Below are 17,771 nucleotides of genomic sequence, written 5' to 3'. Positions count from 1 at the left end.
AAACACATAAGTCGCTAACGCAGTAATAACATCTGGAAACAAGGTACGCGTTTAAAAAGCCTTTCTCGGAATCGATGCAACATCCTGTAATAAGGGAGGTTTCCGACGCGGGCAATAGACATTTCCTACATCAATCATTACCACGCCTTGTTAGCGTGTTTCAGCATTTGACGCAGATACAAATCCGAAATGGCTTGCTGCTCAGGCTTGTTTTAATTGCCTGCTCAAGATCGGATTCATAAACAGCAAAAGGATAAGCGTATGTTTGCCCCGGCTAATGCTCACCCGTTCACGCTGGTAATATCCACAGTGCGCAACGATTTTAAAGTGCTGGCGTTTGAAGGCATTGAAGCCATCAGCGCCTTGTATGCAATTAATGTTGAACTGGTCAGCGAGTATCCGGATGTCGATCTGGAGTGTCTGCTCAACCAACCTGCCTATTTGCAGTTCGGCCTCTATGGCGAGGGCATTCATGGTCGAATCGAAAATGCGTTCGCGGGCGAGATCGGTAATCGCCTGACGCGTTATCACCTGACCTTGGTGCCGGCGCTGCACTACTTGCAGTTCCGCCACGATCAACGGATTTTTCAACGCCAGACGGTGCCGCAAATCATCGCCCAAGTGCTCAAGGGCCATGGCATCCAGGCTGACGCGTTTACCTTCCACCCCTGCGAGAGTCCCGAGCGCGAATACTGCACCCAATACGGGGAAAGTGACTTTGAGTTCGTTCAGCGACTGTGCGCCGAGGAGGGTATCGCGTGGCATCACCAACACACTCAAGACGGTCACCGGCTGATATTTACCGAGCACCAGTCCTTCTTCCCCACACTAGGCAAAACTCCTTATCGGCAAGGCGCGGGCATGGTGGCGGAGCATTCGGTCGTCAGTCAGTTCTCCATGCGTTTCAGCACCCGTACCAGCCAGGTTACGCGCCGAGGGTATGACCTGAAACGCCCGAGCCGGTTGCTGGAAAGCCGCATCAACGCCAGGTTCAACCCAACGCTTGAAGACTATCGCTATCCGCTGTTTCAAGAGAGTGAAGAACGCGGCAAACAGCTCGTCCGGCAAGGCTTGGAACGGCATCGTGCCGATTACCAATTGGCCGAGGGCGAAAGCGACGAGCCGACGCTGCGCTGCGGTCACCTCTTCGGCCTGACCGACCACCCGCGTGAGACGTACAACGATTCCTGGCTGCTGCTCAGCGTGACGCATGCCGGAAAACTGCCTCAATCATTGGAAGAAGCAACGCCCAGCGACGCCAAACCTGAGGACGGCTTTAGCCAGGGCTACCGCAACACCTTCACTGCGATTCCGTGGGACGTGTTTTATCGTCCACCGATGCCTGCACCAAGACCGCTACTGGTCTGCCAGACCGCCCGGGTCACCGGCCCTGCGGGCGAAGAAATTTATTGCGATGAATACGGGCGCGTGAAAGTCGAATTCCACTGGGACCGGGCCGAACACGACAACGAAATGAGCAGCTGCTGGGTGAGGGTTTCGTCCAGCTGGGCGGGTGAAGGCTTTGGTTCGATGACCGTCCCGCGCATCGGCATGGAAGTGGTGGTCACGTTCCTGGAGGGCAATCCCGACAACCCGTTGATCACCGGTTGCGTGCCGAACAAGGTCCAGTCTGTCCCCTACTCCCTGCCCGAAAACAAAACCAGAACCGTGCTGCGCAGCCACAGCTCACCCCGCAGTCGCGGTTACAACGAACTGATGATCGAAGACCGTGCCGGGCAGGAAAAAATCTACCTTCGTGCCCAGCGTGACATCGAACAGTTAGTGCTCAACAACAGCTGGCTGGACGTGGGCAAGGATCGTCGGGAAGTCATCAAGGGCGACAGCATTGCGCTGTTCGAGGGCGAAGAACACCGCACCGTCACGGCGGATCGCAAGGTCAAGCTTCAGGCCAGCGACTACCTGCAGATTGCAGGGAGCCGCCACACGCAGATCGGCGAAGCCCTGGTGGTCGAGGCTGGCGAGCATGTTCATATCAAGGCCGGGGCCCATCTGGTGCTGGACGCCGGCGCCAGCATGACCTTGAAGGCAGGCGGTCAGCACATCGTGATCAATGCCGACGGGGTGTTCAGCAGCAGCGAGATCGAGGTCGGTGGTTCGCCAGTGGCAGGGTTGGCCGCACGGGCGTTGATGCCGGGAGCGGTGGCGGGCTTGCTGGCCCTCGTAGCGCCGCAGGTGGAGCCGCCCGTGGATGAATTGGAGGAAGGGCTGGAAGAAGAAGAGGAGGAAGTCGAAGAGGAAGCAGGGATTACGTTGCGCATTGGCGTGTTCTTTGATGGCACCGGGAATAACCGATCCAACAGTGAGAAGGCTGCGGGGTGTTATGCGAGTGATGTGAATCTGGAGGAGGCGGCTGAATACATTCGTCTGTTTTGTGAGAAGCATGGGTATGACGGTAAGGGCGGCGTGCCAGATAGCAGTTATGGGAATGACTCGAGTAATGTGGCGAAGCTGTATGAGCTGTATAGCGATGACAGTAATAAGCAGATTGGCGTTGATGAGAAGAAAGCATCCCTCCGAGTCTATCTGGACGGCATCGGCACCATCAGCGGAGAAGAGGATTCGTCTATTGCGAAAGCGACCGGCAGGGGCGCACATGGTGTGCTGGCGAGAGTTGAGCAGAGTCCTTCACTCATAATGGAAAAGCTTCGGGAATTTCAAATGAGCAACCCGGAGCGGCAAATCGAAAGAGTCGAGTTCGATATTTTTGGTTTCAGCCGGGGCGCCGCCGCCGCGCGGCATTTCGCCAATGAAGTCCTGAAGGGCAACCAGAGTATTTTGGCTTCAGCCCTGGCAGATGCTCCCGGTTTTGTTGAGGATTTTTCCTGGCGCACCAACACCGATGTCGCCATCAACTTTATCGGCCTCTTCGACACCGTTGCCGCCATAGCAAGCTTCGCTGCCCGCGACGAAAAATCCCACAACGCCAGCAACCCCGTCGTTGACCTGCACCTGCCCCCCGATATCGCGAAAAAAATCGTGCACCTCGTGGCTCGCGACGAGCGCCGCCACAACTTTCCGCTCAACAGTGCTGGCGCCGCCGACATCGTACTACCGGGCGTCCACTCCGATCTGGGCGGTGGCTACCTGCCAAACGCCATCGAACGGGTTCTAGTGAGTAAACCGTGCAGTAGCACCCACATAGATCTTGCCGTGCCGTCCACCTCCACAAACGCCTATCTCAGCACTCGGGCAGAGCTGGGTCGTCTTCAGCGCCAACTCGTTCTGTATGGGCTGCAGTTGGAGGTAAAAACCTGGTCGGTGGAACGTGGTACCACCGCCAAAGGCGACAGAAGTGAATGGAAAAATGTCTATGCGGCGGTCCGCAGCGAGCGGATGGTGAGCAACGAGTTGGCTTTGGTTTACCTACGCATCATGCGGGAGATGGCGGCGAGAAACGACGTTCCATTTCACGCTATCAAAGACAAAGATCCAAAGCTTTCTTTACCAGCTGAGCTGCAACCCATCGCCCAAAAACTGATGGCTTATGCACTGGGCGAAACTCGCCATTTAGGCTTAAGCCTGGACGAAGATGAATTGCTGCTTAGACGATACATCCACCAGTCCGCTCACTGGAATGCTGTCCATGACTACAACGAAAGCCGTCTGGACATCGTGTTTATCAATCGACCCGCCGAAAACCATGTGCGCTTGGTGCATCCCAATGCTTAAGCATTCATTCGTGATCAACATGGGCGTTGCGCTGGCGATTGCACTCTTACTAAGCGGCTGCACCAATGATCATCCTCGGTCATTGCCGTATGACGCGTGGAGTCTTAATTTTTTTGCCCCCGACTACATGGAGGTCTGGATCGAAACGGCGGACGTCGTTGACATCAATGAGCGCCTGTACCGCGGCGCGGGCAGCGGTTTACCCTCACTAGGGTATCCACGCGCGTTCAGCAAAGGCATACCTGCAAAATTCAACGGTAATCCTAAAGGATGGGCCGAGCATCCGGGAGGGAGTGGCCGACGCGTCACAGGCGCTGATCTGCCGCGTTTGATCTACGTACGCTGGCAGTCAATAGTCGAACCGCAAACCTACGAAGCATACATCGAGATTCCTGAGTCAACTCGACAGCTCATGCGCAAAAGCGAGGATGTATTTTGTGCGTTCGACGGCAAGGTGATCACAGATTACCGAAAACTGCTGGTAGTGGGTTTGGCGCCGGGAGGGATTGCCAAAGTGTGGTTAGGAGGGCCTTGCCTAAAGTCGACCGAGGTCACTCGCGTACAAGGCACGATCAATCCCGAAGGCCCATATAGGGGTTTGTCAGACGGTGAATATTACTTTCTGTCGGAAGAATCCAAAGCCTACGTCGACAAATTCGGTATCCCCTATGGCAGCTGGTAAGAGGCGCCAACATGCTTAAGCATTCATTTGTGGTCAACATAGGCGTTGCACCGGTGATTGCAATGCTCCTGAGCGGCTGCACTCTGGATCATCACCGGTCATTGCCGTATGACGCGTGGAGTCTTAATTTTTTTGCCCCCGACTACATGGAGGTCTGGATCGAAACGGCGGACGTCGTTGACATCAATGAGCGCCTGTACCGCGGCGCGGGCAGCGGAATACCAGCCATGGGTTATCCCCGGGCCCTCAGTAAAGGCATACCGGCTGAGTTCAGAGGCAAGCCAGAAGGGTGGAGAGAAAGCCCAGGAGGAAAGGGCCGACGCGTCACAGGCGCTGATCTACCGCGTTTGGTCTACGTGCGCTGGCAGTCAATAGTCGAACCACAAACCTACGAAGCGTACATCGAGATTCCTGAGTCAACTCGACAGCTCATGCGCAAAAGCGAGGATGTATTTTGTGCGTTCGACGGCAAGGTGATCACAGATTACCGAAAACTGCTGGTAGTGGGTTTGGCGCCGGGAGGGATTGCCAAAGTGTGGTTAGGAGGGCCTTGCCTAAAGTCGACCGAGGTCACCCGCGTACAAGGCACGATCAATCCCGAAGGCCCCTATAGGGGTTTGTCAGACGGTGAATATTACTTTCTGTCGGAAGAATCCAAATCCTACGTCGACAAATTCGGAATCCCTTATGGCAGCTGGTAAGAAGTCCCAGCATTTTCGGCAGTTAAACTCCACTAAACAGCGCTTGTTTAAAACCCCTCAGAGTTACTTCCGGCAAGCTACAACACCTTGCGCCGTTACCTACGGCTACGCCAGAATCCGCCGGCTTGTGCGCCTTGAGACCGCTCGGTAACTTGATTCCTGTCACTGCCCATCAGTGATCGGGTTTAGCAGCCCGCGGTGTTAGTGAGGTGCACAGCGTCATTCAGTCAGGTATTCATATCCCTGCACTTGATGGTGGCTGTGCGTGGGGCGCCCTCGGGCGCGCCGGTTTGCTAACTCCCCGGTCTGCTAACCCGCGCACAGCCGCCACCCTTCGTTTAGCAGCGACGAGTGAACGGCTCCATTCAGGAGTTAGTAAAATGTTCAAGGTCACACCCAACCCGCCAGACACCGACCCGACCTCCCCCCACGAAAATCACGACTCAAACGCCCTCAACGAAGCCGCCGAGCAAACCCTCGACCATCGCTCGCCATCAACCGAACCAAAACCACCAAAGCGCAACGGCCAACTCTTCGCTGTCTGCCCCGGCATCAACACGGAAGCCCTCCTCGCCAACGCTTCGGAAGACTTGCTGTCCATCAGCGCCATCGCCAACGACCTCGCAGACGATGTGGATGGTTCACGCCGTTCCGTAGCCCTAGCGCTCAGCCGCCTGGCCGACGGCGTGCATTTATTGGTGGAACGAGCGCTGGATCATCTGAACGAACCGGATATGGCTAAGTTTTTCGCCCAGCAACAAAGTCGAGTCATTTAAACCGCCGCCCACAAAAAATGGGCACCCAACCTAGTTGGCGTGCCCATTTTTCATTCCGCTCTCCCGCAATGCGGGCAGGGAATACTGATTACGGATTAACGCTGTCTTTCAACGATTTGCCTGGCTTGAATGCAACCGTGTTGCTGGCCTTGATTTTGACGGGCTCACCGGTTTGCGGGTTTTTGCCGGTGCGGGCACCGCGGTGGCGTTGCAGGAAGGTACCGAAGCCCACCAGCGTGACGCTGTCCTTGCGGTGCAGAGCGCCGGTGATTTCTTCGAGAACGGCGTTGAGGACGCGGTTGGCCTGTTCTTTGGTGAGATCTGCTTTTTCCGCGATTGCAGCGGCGAGTTCTGGTTTACGCATTAGTGAAGCCCCTTTGACGGTTTTTTGTTGTTATGTCCGTGCTGTTCTCGTTGGAACAGCGCCCAAAGCGCCGCAGGTGCTCTACTCTGCGGCAGACGGGAGTGAGAATGGCACGCAGCGGGGAGCCGCGCCAGTGTCGGCGCGACGTTTGTGGGGGCAAAAGCGGGGTGATTCCGACAGAACGACCAGTATTTACGCCAGCAGCGCAGGAAGCTCTTTGTTCAGTGCCAGTTTGTCCATCACCGCTGCGCCGGTCAGGGCGTAACCGAGTAGTTTGCCGTCGGCATCGCGGCACAATGCCTTGATGTCCGCGCCCTGCCCTTCCACGGTCCAGACGCCTTCCAGACCGCGTGGCGGAGGTGAAACGACCAAGGGGCAGACCGGCGTTTTAACGGTAATTGGCATCGCGCCGTAGTTCACCACGGTAGGGTTGCCGGCGAGGGTTTGGGCCAGTGCTCGGGCACAGCTCATGAGTGGCATGACGTACAGCAGATTCAGCCCGTCGACCTCGGCGCAATCACCCAGCGCGTAGATGTTAGCGTGGGAGGTTTTCAGGTGACGGTCGACCACGACGCCACGGTTGACCTGCACACCGGCAGCGGCGGCCAGGTCGATGCGCGGGCGCAAGCCGATGGCCGATACCACGACGTCACACGCGATGACCTGACCGTCGGACAGATGCGCTTCCAGCCCGTCAGCCACGCGTTTCAGGCGATTGAGCACCGGCCCGAGGTGGAAGCGTGCACCGAGGCTTTCCAGCCCGGCCTGTACCGCTGCGGCGGCTGCCGGGTGCAACAGGGTCGGCATGACTTGTTCGCAGGGTGCAACCAGTTGCACCTCGTAGCCGCCGAGCATCAGGTCGTTGGCAAATTCGCAGCCGATCAGCCCGGCGCCGAGCAACAACACGCGGCGTTTGCCGGCCGCTGCTGCGCGAAAGCGCGCGTAGTCTTCCAGATCGTTGATCGGAAACACGCTGTCAGCCGCATCGCCTTCGATGGGCACGCGCACGGTTTCAGCCCCCCAGGCCAGGACCAGGTCGCGATAGATCACCGATTCTTCGCCGATCCACAAACGCTTGTGGCCCGGATCAATGCCGCTGATCCGCGTGTGGGTGCGCACTTCAGCCTTCAATTGCTCGGCCATGGCACCGGGCTCGGCCATGCTCAGGCCGTCAGCGTCTTTATTCTTGCCGAAGCCGGTGGACAGCATCGGTTTGGAGTAGGAGCGGCCATCATCTGCGGTAATCAGCAGCAGCGGGGTTTCGCCATCGAGTTTGCGAAACTCTCGAGCCAGGTTGTAACCAGCCAGGCCAGTGCCAACGATCACGACAGGTGCGTTCATTCCTTACTCCTCTGTTTGCTTAGTTGATTTCAATCATTTCGAAATCCATCTTGCCGACGCCGCAGTCCGGGCACAGCCAGTCTTCCGGCACGTCCTGCCACAGGGTGCCCGGCGCAATGCCGTCGTCCGGCCAGCCGTCGGCTTCGTTATAAATCAGGCCGCAGACCACACATTGCCACTTTTTCATTCAGATACTTCCTCAGGATTCAGGCTTTTGCCGGCGCGAACGGTCAATGATTGAAGCGCTGCCGTCCGGCTCAGGGCGTTTTGTACTGATCGAGCCCGGCAGATGCAAGCCTGTTCGACGCAACGCCATGCCGGACCAATCAAAATCGCCGACTGACATGGTAAGCTCGCCGCCTCATTTGCTGCCAATAATGACTCACTGTGCCGCACTCAAAATCCCCCTGCCCGGCCCCGTTCTGGCGCTCTCAAAGCCAACTGACGCCCCTCCCCGACACGTCTACCCTCGACTGGTTGTTCGATGAAGGTTCGCTGACACGACGGTTGATCCGTCTGTCGAATGACGGGTTCAGCGTCTCGCCTTTGTTCGAAGGCTGGCAACCGCTGCGTGACGACGAATGTGTCGCGCTGAACCTCGCTGAAGGCAGCGAAGGCTGGGTGCGCGAGGTGTACTTGCGCGGGCACGGCGAGGCCTGGGTATTTGCCCGTAGCGTTGCGGCGCGCAGTGCGTTGCAGGGCGACGGGTTGCACATGGACGAACTGGGCAGCCGCTCTTTGGGGGAGTTGCTGTTTTGCGATCACGCCTTCCAGCGCCGCGCCATTGAGGTTTGTCACTATCCAGAGCATTGGTTGCCGGCGGCGTGTCGGGCGCCGGAACTGTGGGGCCGTCGCTCGCGCTTCGACCGTGGCGCCCTGAGCGTGCTGGTGGCCGAGATCTTCCTGCCGACTTTATGGACGGCCGCCCGCGCCCATCCGGAGAATTGCTGATGTATCAGAGCCTGCTCAAGTCCCTGAATCGCGTAAACCCGCGGGCGTGGGATTTCATTCAGCTGACCCGCATGGACAAACCGATCGGCATTTATCTGCTGCTCTGGCCGACGCTGTGGGCGCTGTGGATCGCTGGCAAGGGTTCGCCTTCGCTGGCCAACATTGTGATCTTTGTTCTGGGCGTCGTGCTGACTCGTGCCGGTGGCTGCGTGATCAATGACTGGGCAGATCGCAAGGTCGACGGTCATGTGAAACGCACGGAACAGCGGCCCTTGGTCAGCGGCAAGATCAGCTCGAAAGAAGCCTTGGTGTTTTTTGCGTTGCTGATGGGCGTGAGCTTCTTGCTGGTGTTGTGCACCAACGCGGCGACGGTCTGGCTGTCGTTCGGTGGCCTGGCGCTGGCCCTCAGTTATCCGTTCATGAAGCGCTACACCTATTACCCGCAAGTGGTGCTGGGTGCGGCGTTTTCCTGGGGGATGCCGATGGCGTTCACCGCCGAAACCGGGGAACTGCCGGCGGCAGCGTGGTTGCTGTGGATCGCCAACCTGCTGTGGACGGTGGGTTACGACACCTATTACGCAATGACTGATCGGGATGACGACCTGAAAATCGGCGTGAAATCGACAGCGATTCTGTTTGGTGAAGCGGATCGGGTGATCATTCTGACGCTGCAGGGGCTGGCGCTGGGTTGCCTGTTGCTGGCCGGGTCGACATTCGAACTCGGAGGCTGGTTTCACCTCGGGTTGCTGGCGGCGGCATGTTGTTTTGCGTGGGAGTTCTGGTACACCCGTGGCAAGGACCGGATACGTTGCTTCAAGGCGTTTTTGCACAATCACTGGGCAGGATTGGCAATTTTCGTGGGGATTGTGCTGGATTACGCGTTGCGTTGAATCGCTTCATGTAGCAGCCGAACGCAGGCTTCGCCAGCTGCTACAGGATTACCGTGTTGCTGGTTTACATTTTCGGTCCGCTGTTGGTGATGACATGCCAGACGTCCTTCATTTTGTCGCCCGTCTTGTCACCCGGCGCCTTGTCCTTCATGAAGTAGTACAGCGGTTTGCCCTTGTAGGCCCACTGCATCGTGCCGTCGTCACGCTTGACGATGGTCCAGTCACCTTCAGCCTTGGCATCCGCTTGCGCCTTTAACGGTGGCCAGTTTTCCGCGCACTGACCGGTGCACACAGACTTGCCGCCCGTGTCCTTGTCGAAGGTGTACAAGGTCATACCTTTATGGTCGACCATCATGTCGCCTTTCATCATCGCAGGCTCAGCCGCGAAGGCCATTGATGGCAAAGCCAGGGCGGCTGCCAGCATCAGGGCTTTAAGGGATAGCGTGTACTGAGTCATGGAAACCTTCTTTTGTGGTTGTCAGGGTTCGGACTTAGAGCTTAGTTCAGGTTCATGACAATCGCAGGGCGACTAAAATACTGTCACACGACTGCAATAATTCCGTTATCTAATGCGGCGCAAGACAGTTAAATGACAAGAGGATTAAAGGCATGGTTGGCAGGAGCATTCTGATCGTCGACGACGAAGCGCCCATTCGCGAAATGATCGCCGTTGCGTTGGAAATGGCCGGCTATGACTGCCTGGAGGCTGAGAACTCCCAGCAGGCTCATGCCATTATCGTCGACCGCAAACCGGACCTGATCCTGCTCGACTGGATGTTGCCCGGTACGTCCGGCATCGAACTGGCCCGCCGCCTCAAGCGCGATGAGCTGACCGGGGACATCCCGATCATCATGCTCACGGCCAAGGGCGAGGAAGACAACAAGATCCAGGGTCTTGAAGTCGGCGCTGATGACTACATCACCAAACCCTTCTCTCCCCGCGAGCTGGTGGCGCGCCTCAAGGCCGTGCTGCGGCGTGCAGGGCCGACGGACGGCGAATCACCGATCGAAGTCGGCGGGCTGCTGCTGGATCCGATCAGCCACCGTGTCACCATCGACGGCAAACCTGCCGAAATGGGCCCGACCGAATACCGCTTGCTGCAATTTTTCATGACCCACCAGGAGCGCGCCTACACCCGTGGCCAACTACTGGATCAGGTGTGGGGCGGCAATGTGTATGTCGAAGAGCGCACGGTCGATGTGCACATCCGTCGTCTGCGCAAAGCCTTGGGTGATGCTTACGAAAATCTGGTACAAACCGTGCGCGGCACCGGCTACCGGTTCTCTACCAAGGCCTGACCCGGACTTTTCCCGCCCGACAAGCTGACAAGGACGCGCTTCAAGTGAACCAAAACTGGCATGGCACCCTGATTCGCCACATGCTGCTACTGGTCACCGCCTGCCTGGTGATTGGCCTGATTACCGGCTATTACGGCTGGAGTCTCGCCGCAGGCCTGGGCCTTTACCTGGCCTGGACGCTCAAGCAATTGCTGCGTCTGCACGAGTGGTTGCGCCTGCACAAACCCGATGAGGCACCGCCGGACGGCTATGGTTTGTGGGGTGAAGTCTTCGACAGCATCTACCACCTGCAACGCCGCGACCAACGTGTTCGTGGACGTCTGCAGGCAGTAATCGACCGGGTTCAGGAGTCTACCGCTGCCCTTAAAGATGCCGTGATCATGCTCGACACCGACGGCAACCTCGAATGGTGGAACCGCGCGGCGGAAACCCTGCTAGGTCTCAAGACACCCCAGGACAGCGGTCAGCCCGTGACCAACCTGGTGCGCCATCCACGCTTCAAGGAATACTTCGAGCAGGACAGCTACGCCGAGCCGCTGGAGATCCCTTCGCCGATCAATGACCGCCTGCGCATTCAGCTGTACATCACTCGCTACGGCAACAACGAGCATTTGATGCTGGTACGCGACGTGACGCGCATCCATCAGCTGGAACAGATGCGCAAAGACTTTATCGCCAACGTTTCCCACGAGTTGCGCACACCGCTGACGGTGATTTGCGGCTACCTGGAAACCCTGCTCGATAACGTCGAGGAAGTGAACCCGCGCTGGACCCGCGCCTTGCAGCAGATGCAGCAACAAGGCGGACGCATGCAGACGTTGCTCAATGACTTGCTGCTGCTGGCCAAACTGGAGGCCACCGATTACCCCTCGGACAACCAGCCCGTGGCCATCGATGGCTTGCTGCAGTCGATCAAGAGCGACGCGCAGCAACTGTCCGATCAGAAAAATCATCACATCACCCTCGAAGCCGATCCGACGATCCAGCTCAAGGGCAGCGAAGCCGAATTGCGCAGTGCATTTTCCAACCTGGTGTTCAACGCGGTGAAATACACCCCGGCCGAGGGCAAAATCCGCATCCGCTGGTGGGGTGATGAACAAGGGGCGCACCTGAGCGTGCAGGACTCCGGCATGGGCATCGACAGCAAGCACCTGCCGCGCCTGACCGAACGCTTCTACCGGGTCGACTCCAGCCGCAACTCCAACACCGGCGGCACCGGCCTCGGGCTGGCCATCGTCAAACACGTGCTATTGCGCCACCGCGCTCGGATGGAAATCAGCAGCGTACCGGGCCACGGCAGCACGTTCACCTGCCATTTTGCGCCCGCCCAAGTCACCAAAAACCTGGCCATCAGCACCACTGACTGATACCGGCCAGCACGCGCCACTATGCAATTAACCAGTCAGCCGCTACATTGGCTGACTTGTGCCTGCGTTTCAGGTACACATTTTTCCTTTCTTTCGAATACACGGAACCCGCAAAACTCCATCATGGACCCATCCCCTGGCTTGACCCTCGCGACACTCTTCGCCGATTTCGGCATGATTCTTTTTGCTCTGATCCTGGTTTTGCTCAACGGCTTTTTCGTTGCGGCGGAATTCGCCATGGTCAAATTGCGCTCGACCCGGGTTGAAGCCATCGCCGAGAAGAACGGCTGGCGCGGGCACATCCTGCGCACCGTTCACAGTCAGCTCGATGCGTACCTTTCGGCGTGCCAGCTGGGTATCACCCTCGCCTCCCTCGGCCTTGGCTGGGTCGGTGAGCCGGCGTTCGCGCACATCCTCGAACCGATGCTGGAAGCCGTCGGCGTGCAGTCGGCCGAAGTGATCAAGGGCGTGTCGTTCTTCGCTGCCTTCTTCGTCATTTCGTACCTGCACATCGTGGTTGGCGAGCTGGCTCCGAAATCCTGGGCCATCCGCAAACCCGAGCTGCTGTCGCTGTGGACCGCCGTGCCGCTGTACCTGTTCTACTGGGCCATGTACCCGGCCATCTACCTGCTCAATGCCAGTGCCAATACGATCCTGCGGATCGCTGGCCAGGGTGAACCCGGCCCGCATCACGAGCACCATTACAGCCGTGAAGAACTGAAGTTGATCCTGCACTCAAGCCGTGGTCAGGACCCTAGTGACCAAGGCATGCGTGTATTGGCCTCGGCCGTGGAAATGGGCGAGCTGGAAGTGGTCGATTGGGCCAACTCCCGGGAAGACCTGGTGACGCTGGAGTTCAACGCGCCACTGAAAGAAATCCTGGCGATGTTCCGTCGCCACAAGTTCAGCCGTTATCCGGTGTACGACAGCGATCGCCAGGAGTTTGTCGGCCTGCTGCACATCAAGGACCTGCTGCTGGAACTCGCGGCGCTGGACCATATTCCCGAATCGTTCAACCTGGCCGAACTGACCCGTCCGCTGGAACGCGTTTCCCGTCATATGCCGCTCTCGCAACTGTTGGAGCAGTTCCGCAAAGGCGGTTCGCACTTTGCACTGGTTGAAGAAGCCGACGGCAATATCATCGGTTACCTGACCATGGAAGACGTGCTGGAAGTGCTGGTCGGTGATATCCAGGACGAACACCGCAAGGCTGAGCGCGGGATTCTCGCGTATCAACCGGGCAAGCTGCTGGTGCGTGGTGACACGCCTCTGTTCAAGGTCGAACGGCTGCTGGGTATCGATCTGGACCACGTTGAGGCCGAGACCCTCGCCGGGCTGGTCTACGACAGCCTGAAGCGGGTGCCGGAAGAGGAAGAAGTGCTGGAAGTCGAAGGACTGCGGATCATCATCAAGAAGATGAAAGGGCCGAAGATTGTTCTGGCCAAGGTGTTGATGCTGGATTGATGCGGGCTTGCTGGGCTTGCTGGGCTTGCTAGTCCTGCTAGTCCTGCTAGTCCTGCTAGTCCTGCTGGGCCTGCTGGGCCTGCTGGGCCTGCTGGGCTTTTGTGGTGAGGGGATTTATCCCCGTTGGGTCGCGAAGCGGCCCCTTCGTATTTAGACGCACTGGGACGGCTGCGCCGTCCAACGGGGATAAATCCCCTCGCCACAGATAAATCCCCTCACCACAGAGGAATCCCCTTACTACAGAGGAATCATCTCATCACAGATGAATCCCCTTACCGCAATAGACTTCTGCCACTTTCATTGTTTGCCCAACGCAAAGTTGGGCAACCCCCCTACCGGCTGACTGAACTGGTACGGAATCGACACCAGCCCCAGTCCGGTATTGCGCTGCACCACGAAATGCAGGTGCGGCCCACTGCTGTTGCCGGTATTGCCTGACAACGCCAGCGCGCTGCCCACTGCCACACGCTGGCCCTCCCGAACGCTCACCGAACCCTGCATAAGGTGCAGGTACACGCCCATCGTCCCGTCATCGTGCAGCACGCGCACAAAATTACCTGACGGATCGGTGCCACGACCGGTCTGCCTGTTCTCGGTTTTCACCACCACCCCGCCCCTGGCCGCAATGATCGGTGTGCCCTCAGGCATGGCGATGTCGATGGCGTAGCGGTTCTTCGGGCCGAAATGGCTGTATTGGCCATTGGCACCCTGACTCAGGCGAAACGGGCCACCACGCCACGGCAACGGGTATCGGTAGGCCATGGCAGCGCCTGAGGGGTCGCCCAGGGAGTATTCGAATTTCGGGGTATACACCAGAGGCCTTCCTGCCCGAGTGGCCGTCAGCAGCGCCAGGCGAATGTTGCTGCGTGCCGGCATCACCCGGCGAATCGGTCGGCTTGGTGCGCCGCTGACGTTTTTCAGGCCAGCGAAACTCAGCTCGATCTCCACCGGGGCATAGAGGTCATTGCGCACGAAGACGCTGTCGGCGCCCTTCTGCTTCTTGATGTCCAGGTACACCTGTCCCCCAAGGTTCTCGACCATGCGATCGCGAAAAACGAACACTTGTGAGCCCTTCGTGGGGCGGTCGCTGTAGGAGACCACGCCGTTCGCGTCTTTGGATTTGTAGATCGTCATGGCCACAGCCGAGGTGGAGGCCATGAAAAGACCACAGAGAAAAATCAGGCGCGCGAGCATAAGCAAGGGTTCTATCGAGGAAGGCCTGGGGAGGAGCCTAGCAGCTGCAATGGACCCGTGGAGGTGGCAGATGTTTCAAGTTCGGCCGTTCAGGGGATGTGCGGCTGTTTTGATGGCCTCATCGCGAGCAGGCTCACTCCTACAACTGATCGTTGGTGTGACAAGGACCGAGTATGGGAGCGAGCCTGCTCGCGCAATAGCTCATGAGGCGACGAGCGACTTACGCACCTGGAATGAAATGCTTCTGCACCGTACCCCGAGCAATCAATCGGGAAATGTAGTCGAGCTTCTGCGCGTCCTGATCCACAAAGCGGAAGGTCAGCTGCAACCATTCGCTATCAGGCTTGGGCTCGTAGGCGACGATGGCGTGCAGGTAGCCGTTCAGGCGGGCGACTTCGGCATTGTCACCCTGCTCCAGGTCGAGCACGGCGCTGTCGAGCACTTGCGGCAACGCATCGGTACGCTTCACTACCAGTAGCGCTTCCTTGAGGCTCAAGGCCTTGATCACGCATTGCTGAGTACCACTCGACAGACGCAACTGGCCTTGGCCTCGACCGGACGTGATGGCTGCCCCGGCGCTGACCTTGACTGGCGGAGTGTTCAGCAGACCACGTGACGGTGCCGGCGCAGGCGAGGTAGTGACCACGGTGGCCTGGCCGCCGGTCAAGGCGTTCAGGGAGTCGTTACCGAAGGCGGAGTTCACTTTCACCGGAGCGCTGTTCATCAGCGCGTCGAGCTTGCCGACCTTGTTCAACGCCTGCTTGACCTTGGTGAGCAACTGCTCGTTGTTGAAAGGCTTGCTGACGTAGCCGGAAACACCGGCCTGGATCGCCTGGATGACGTTCTCTTTGTCGCCGCGACTGGTCACCATCACAAAAGGCATGGTCTTGAGATTGTCCTGCTCGCGGCACCAGGTCAGCAGCTCCAGACCTGACATTTCCGGCATTTCCCAGTCGCACAGCACCAGGTCAAACACTTCTTTTGTCAGCAAGGTCTGCGCTTTCTTGCCGTTGATCGCATCTTCGATCCGAATGCCCGGAAAATAGTTACGCAGGCACTTTCTCACCAGGTCACGAATGAATGACGCATCGTCCACGACCAACACACTGACCTTACTCATCCATCACCCCTTCAAAACCCCGGCAAGCGTAGCGCATTGCTGATGGCATATTGCCAAAACCCTCAGTCACGCCGGGACTTTTCGTTCACGGGTGCTGTTGTCGAATGCATGGGCCACAAACAAAAACGCCCGACCAAAAGGCCGGGCGTTTCTCTTGGGCAAACTTACTTATCGTCAACTTTGCCCGGAACATTAGCGGTTTCAGCACTTGTGCCTTCAACTTCTTCCTTCATGCGCTTCAGGCCCAGGTGCCGCACGTCGGTCCCGCGAACCAGGTAAATCACCAGCTCGGAAATGTTGCGCGCGTGATCGCCAATCCGCTCCAGCGAACGCAGTACCCAGATAATGCTCAAGACGCGCGAGATAGAGCGCGGGTCTTCCATCATGTAGGTCGCCAGTTCACGCAGCGCGGTCTTGTATTCGCGGTCGATGATCTTGTCGTACTGGGCCACCGACAACGCCAGATCGGCGTCGAAACGGGCAAAAGCGTCCAGGGCATCGCGAACCATGTTGCGCACCTGGTCGCCGATATGACGAACTTCGACGTATCCGCGTGGCGCTTCGCCTTCTTCGCACAGCTGAATCGCGCGACGGGCGATTTTGGTCGCCTCGTCGCCGATGCGCTCCAGGTCGATCACCGATTTGGAGATGCTGATGATCAACCGCAAGTCGGAGGCCGCCGGCTGACGACGGGCCAGAATGCGCAGGCATTCTTCGTCGATATTGCGTTCCATCTGGTTGATCTGGTCGTCGATCTCGCGAACCTGCTGGGCCAGGCCGGAGTCGGCCTCGATCAGCGCGGTGACCGCGTCGTTGACCTGCTTTTCCACCAGCCCGCCCATGGCCAGAAGGTGGCTGCGCACTTCCTCGAGTTCGGCGTTGAACTGGGCGGAAATGTGATGGGTAAGGCCTTCTTTACTAATCATGTTGGCGTCCTTGGAGCGTCCGGTAAGTTGCGGAGGACCGCAGCGTCAGTTAAGTGAGCAAACCACCATCTGCTAGCCGTAACGACCGGTGATGTAATCTTCGGTCTGCTTCTTCGCCGGATTGGTGAACAACGTATCGGTGTCGCCGAATTCCACCAGTTTGCCCATGTACATGAACGCCGTGTAATCGGAAACCCGCGCGGCTTGCTGCATGTTGTGGGTCACGATGACGATGGTGAATTTCGATTTCAGTTCGTAGATCAGCTCTTCGACTTTCAGTGTGGAGATCGGGTCGAGTGCCGAGCACGGTTCATCGAGCAGCAACACTTCCGGCTCTACGGCGATGGTACGGGCGATCACCAGACGTTGCTGCTGGCCACCGGACAGGCCGAGTGCCGACTCGTGCAGGCGGTCTTTGACCTCGTCCCACAGCGCCGCGCCTTTCAAGGCCCACTCAACGGCTTCGTCGAGTACACGTTTTTTGTTGATGCCCTGGATGCGCAGGCCGTAAACCACGTTTTCGTAGATGGTTTTCGGGAAAGGGTTAGGCTTCTGGAACACCATCCCGACACGACGACGCAGCTCGGCCACGTCTTCGCCCTTGCGGTAGATGTTGTTGCCATAGAGGTTGATCGCGCCTTCCACTCGGCAGCCATCGACCAGGTCGTTCATGCGGTTGAACGTGCGCAGCAGCGTGGACTTGCCGCAGCCGGACGGGCCGATGAAAGCGGTCACGCGCTGCTTCGGAATGTTCATGCTGACGTCGAACAGCGCTTGTTTGTCGCCGTAAAAAAGGCTCAGGCCCGGGACTTCGATGGCCACAGTTTCCTGCTCGAGGCTGAGGCTCTGCTTGTCGCGGCCCAGGGCAGACATGTTGATGCCGTGGGTATGTGTTTCGTGCTGCATGGGAGGCTCCCTGTGCTAACAAATTCGGTTCGTTGATCCGCCGACGGAGCCAGCGGGTTACTCAAATTCTTTGCCTGTCGCGATCACTGTGGGAGCTGGC

Annotated in this window: 17 protein-coding genes; 9 read left to right on the top strand and 8 right to left on the bottom strand. The window is 58.2% G+C overall.

The window, feature by feature from the left end; all coding sequences use genetic code 11:
• The first annotated feature begins 261 nt into the window (after nt 1–261).
• The 4 genes from tssI to H7698_RS06480 all read left to right on the top strand — a co-directional run bounded on the left by tssI (nt 262) and on the right by H7698_RS06480 (nt 5,849).
• Nucleotides 262–3,690 carry a type VI secretion system tip protein TssI/VgrG gene (gene tssI, locus H7698_RS06495; protein ID WP_194690901.1) on the top strand — a complete coding sequence of 1,143 codons (3,429 nt, stop codon included), beginning with the start codon at nt 262–264 and terminating at the stop codon, nt 3,688–3,690.
• Nucleotides 3,683–4,372: a DUF2931 family protein gene (locus H7698_RS06490; protein ID WP_442966272.1), complete on the top strand. Its 690-nt coding sequence runs from the start codon at nt 3,683–3,685 to the stop codon at nt 4,370–4,372. The genes tssI and H7698_RS06490 overlap by 8 nt, the downstream gene beginning before the upstream one ends.
• An 11-nt stretch (nt 4,373–4,383) precedes the next feature.
• The gene (locus H7698_RS06485; protein ID WP_194690900.1) at nt 4,384–5,073 is read left to right on the top strand and encodes a DUF2931 family protein; all 690 of its coding nucleotides are present in this window, start codon (nt 4,384–4,386) and stop codon (nt 5,071–5,073) included.
• 380 nt (nt 5,074–5,453) lie between these two features.
• The gene (locus H7698_RS06480; protein WP_194690899.1) at nt 5,454–5,849 is read left to right on the top strand and encodes a DUF6124 family protein; all 396 of its coding nucleotides are present in this window, start codon (nt 5,454–5,456) and stop codon (nt 5,847–5,849) included.
• A gap of 88 nt (nt 5,850–5,937) precedes the next feature.
• Here the strand turns inward: H7698_RS06480 and H7698_RS06475 are convergent, their stop codons facing one another.
• The 3 genes from H7698_RS06475 to H7698_RS06465 all read right to left on the bottom strand — a co-directional run bounded on the left by H7698_RS06475 (nt 5,938) and on the right by H7698_RS06465 (nt 7,741).
• Nucleotides 5,938–6,213, bottom strand: a complete 276-nt coding sequence (locus H7698_RS06475) for an HU family DNA-binding protein (protein WP_003213368.1) — start codon at nt 6,211–6,213, stop codon at nt 5,938–5,940.
• Between the two features lie 192 nt (nt 6,214–6,405).
• The gene (locus H7698_RS06470) at nt 6,406–7,554 is read right to left on the bottom strand and encodes an NAD(P)/FAD-dependent oxidoreductase (protein ID WP_194690898.1); all 1,149 of its coding nucleotides are present in this window, start codon (nt 7,552–7,554) and stop codon (nt 6,406–6,408) included.
• 19 nt (nt 7,555–7,573) lie between these two features.
• Nucleotides 7,574–7,741, bottom strand: coding sequence for a rubredoxin (locus H7698_RS06465; protein WP_007954349.1), 168 nt, complete (start codon nt 7,739–7,741; stop codon nt 7,574–7,576).
• Between the two features lie 200 nt (nt 7,742–7,941).
• Here H7698_RS06465 and H7698_RS06460 point away from each other — a divergent pair, with 200 nt between their 5' ends.
• Nucleotides 7,942–8,505: a chorismate--pyruvate lyase family protein gene (locus H7698_RS06460; RefSeq protein ID WP_194690897.1), complete on the top strand. Its 564-nt coding sequence runs from the start codon at nt 7,942–7,944 to the stop codon at nt 8,503–8,505.
• A complete protein-coding gene (gene ubiA, locus H7698_RS06455) occupies nt 8,505–9,395 on the top strand; it encodes a 4-hydroxybenzoate octaprenyltransferase (protein WP_194690896.1) in 891 nt (296 codons plus the stop codon). The genes H7698_RS06460 and ubiA overlap by 1 nt, the downstream gene beginning before the upstream one ends.
• Before the next feature lie 64 nt (nt 9,396–9,459).
• Here the strand turns inward: ubiA and H7698_RS06450 are convergent, their stop codons facing one another.
• Nucleotides 9,460–9,852: a COG4315 family predicted lipoprotein gene (locus H7698_RS06450; RefSeq protein ID WP_194690895.1), complete on the bottom strand. Its 393-nt coding sequence runs from the start codon at nt 9,850–9,852 to the stop codon at nt 9,460–9,462.
• Between the two features lie 152 nt (nt 9,853–10,004).
• Here H7698_RS06450 and phoB point away from each other — a divergent pair, with 152 nt between their 5' ends.
• The 3 genes from phoB (at nt 10,005) to H7698_RS06435 (ending at nt 13,525) form a co-directional block, all read left to right on the top strand.
• A complete protein-coding gene (gene phoB / locus H7698_RS06445; RefSeq protein WP_008007735.1) occupies nt 10,005–10,694 on the top strand; it encodes a phosphate regulon transcriptional regulator PhoB in 690 nt (229 codons plus the stop codon).
• Between the two features lie 80 nt (nt 10,695–10,774).
• Nucleotides 10,775–12,061, top strand: a complete 1,287-nt coding sequence (gene phoR / locus H7698_RS06440; RefSeq protein ID WP_208525637.1) for a phosphate regulon sensor histidine kinase PhoR — start codon at nt 10,775–10,777, stop codon at nt 12,059–12,061.
• A gap of 123 nt (nt 12,062–12,184) precedes the next feature.
• The gene (locus H7698_RS06435) at nt 12,185–13,525 is read left to right on the top strand and encodes a hemolysin family protein (RefSeq protein WP_194690894.1); all 1,341 of its coding nucleotides are present in this window, start codon (nt 12,185–12,187) and stop codon (nt 13,523–13,525) included.
• 297 nt (nt 13,526–13,822) lie between these two features.
• Here H7698_RS06435 and H7698_RS06430 read toward each other — a convergent pair whose 3' ends face one another.
• The 4 genes from H7698_RS06430 to pstB all read right to left on the bottom strand — a co-directional run bounded on the left by H7698_RS06430 (nt 13,823) and on the right by pstB (nt 17,671).
• The gene (locus tag H7698_RS06430; protein ID WP_194690893.1) at nt 13,823–14,719 is read right to left on the bottom strand and encodes a peptidoglycan DD-metalloendopeptidase family protein; all 897 of its coding nucleotides are present in this window, start codon (nt 14,717–14,719) and stop codon (nt 13,823–13,825) included.
• 220 nt (nt 14,720–14,939) lie between these two features.
• Nucleotides 14,940–15,839 carry a response regulator gene (locus H7698_RS06425; RefSeq protein WP_162436615.1) on the bottom strand — a complete coding sequence of 300 codons (900 nt, stop codon included), beginning with the start codon at nt 15,837–15,839 and terminating at the stop codon, nt 14,940–14,942.
• A gap of 164 nt (nt 15,840–16,003) precedes the next feature.
• Nucleotides 16,004–16,765 (bottom strand): phosphate signaling complex protein PhoU, encoded by a 762-nt coding sequence (gene phoU, locus H7698_RS06420; RefSeq protein ID WP_162436614.1) that lies wholly within the window; start codon nt 16,763–16,765, stop codon nt 16,004–16,006.
• A gap of 72 nt (nt 16,766–16,837) precedes the next feature.
• Nucleotides 16,838–17,671: a phosphate ABC transporter ATP-binding protein PstB gene (pstB, locus tag H7698_RS06415; RefSeq protein WP_060540210.1), complete on the bottom strand. Its 834-nt coding sequence runs from the start codon at nt 17,669–17,671 to the stop codon at nt 16,838–16,840.
• Nucleotides 17,672–17,771 lie beyond the last annotated feature (100 nt).

Origin of the sequence: Pseudomonas sp. p50(2008), from assembly GCF_015351605.1 — a bacterium.
Taxonomy (GTDB): domain Bacteria; phylum Pseudomonadota; class Gammaproteobacteria; order Pseudomonadales; family Pseudomonadaceae; genus Aquipseudomonas.
The sequence above is the reverse complement of the archived record's forward strand: the minus strand, read 5'-3'. Positions and strand labels throughout refer to the sequence as shown.